The sequence below is a fragment of the Syntrophaceticus schinkii genome, from assembly GCF_000946815.1.
Lineage (GTDB): Bacteria > Bacillota > DSM-12270 > Thermacetogeniales > Thermacetogeniaceae > Syntrophaceticus > Syntrophaceticus schinkii.
The window spans coordinates 1-1,813 of the sequence record NZ_CDRZ01000195.1; the positions used below are offsets into that span (position 1 = coordinate 1).

The following is a 1,813-nucleotide window of genomic DNA, read 5'->3' on the forward strand; positions in this document are numbered from 1 at the left end:
ACAGTTTAGGCAAGCCCTCGACCTATTAGTACCGGTCCGCTTAAAGAGTTACCCCTCTTACACTCCCGGCCTATCTACCTGGTCATCTTCCAGGGGTCTTACTCCAGCTTGCGCTGGATGGGAAACCTCATCTTGGGGCCGGCTTCGCGCTTAGATGCTTTCAGCGCTTATCCGTTCCAAACATAGCTACCCAGCTGTACCGTTGGCACGATAACTGGTACACCAGTGGTCTGTCCATCCCGGTCCTCTCGTACTAGGGACAGCCCCCCTCAAGTTTCCTGCGCCTGCGACGGATAGGGACCGAACTGTCTCACGACGTTCTGAACCCAGCTCACGTACCGCTTTAATGGGCGAACAGCCCAACCCTTGGGACGTACTTCCGCCCCAGGATGCGATGAGCCGACATCGAGGTGCCAAACCTCCCCGTCGATGTGGACTCTTGGGGGAGATAAGCCTGTTATCCCCGGGGTAGCTTTTATCCGTTGAGCGACGGCCCTTCCACGCGGTGCCGCCGGATCACTAAGCCCTGCTTTCGCACCTGTTCGAGATGTCTCTCTCACAGTCAAGCTCCCTTCTGCCTTTACACTCTTCGCGCGTGATTTCCAACCACGCTGAGGGAACCTTTGGGCGCCTCCGTTACTCTTTGGGAGGCGACCGCCCCAGTCAAACTGCCCACCTGACATTGTCCCCCTGCCGGTTTACGGCAGCAGGTTAGAATTCCAGCACTCTCAGGGTGGTATCCCACCTGTGGCTCCCCCAAACCTGGCGGCCTGGGTTCTATGCCTCCCACCTATCCTGTACAAAAAGTACCAAAATCCAATGTCAAGTTACAGTAAAGCTCCACGGGGTCTTTCCGTCCTGTCGCAGGTAACCCGTATCTTTACGGGTACTACAATTTCACCGAGTCCCTTGTTGAGACAGCGCCCAAGTCGTTACGCCATTCGTGCAGGTCGGAACTTACCCGACAAGGAATTTCGCTACCTTAGGACCGTTATAGTTACGGCCGCCGTTTACTGGGGCTTCGGTTCTGAGCTTGCACTCTTCCCCTTAACCTTCCAGCACCGGGCAGGCGTCAGCCCCTATACATCAGCTTTCGCTTTAGCAGGGACCTGTGTTTTTGGTAAACAGTCGCTTGGGCCTCTTCTCTGCAACCCCCTCGGGCTCCAATTGTTTATCTTCACCCTATTGGGGCACCCCTTCTCCCTAAGTTACGGGGTCAGTTTGCCGAGTTCCTTAACAAGGGTTCTCTCGCGCGCCTTAGGATTCTCTCCTCGCCTACCTGTGTCGGTTTACGGTACGGGCACCTGTAAGCCTCACTAGAGGTTTTTCTCGCCAGTGTGGGATCAGCCACTTCGGTACTTATTTTTCCCTCGCTCTCGCTTCTCGGGATTTGTGACCTGACGGGTTTGCCTATCAGGTCTCCCTACCAGCTTGGACGGGCTCTACCAACGGCCCGCTGTGCCTACCCTCCTGTGTCACCCCATCGCTATTAACGGCTTACCGGTGGTATCGGAATTTCCACCGATTGTCCATCGCCTACGCTTTTCAGCCTCGGCTTAGGTCCCGACTTACCCTGGGCGGACGACGCTTCCCCAGGAAACCTCGGGCTTCCGGCGGGCAGGATTCTCACCTGCCTTCTCGCTACTCATACCGGCATTCTCACTTCCAGCCGCTCCAGCATACCTTTCGGTACACCTTCTGTGCTGCTGGAACCGCTCCCCTACCAGTTTAGTGGTTGGTCGTTGGTAATTAGTCGTTAGGATTCCACGCTTGTCTTTTTAGTTGTAGGTCGTTGGTAATTAGTCGTTAGTTT

General features: G+C 55.5%; 1 rRNA gene. It reads right to left on the minus strand.

The window, feature by feature from the left end:
- Window positions 1-5: 5 nt before the first annotated feature.
- Window positions 6-1,813, minus strand: a 23S ribosomal RNA gene (locus SSCH_RS19120); the annotation flags it as partial.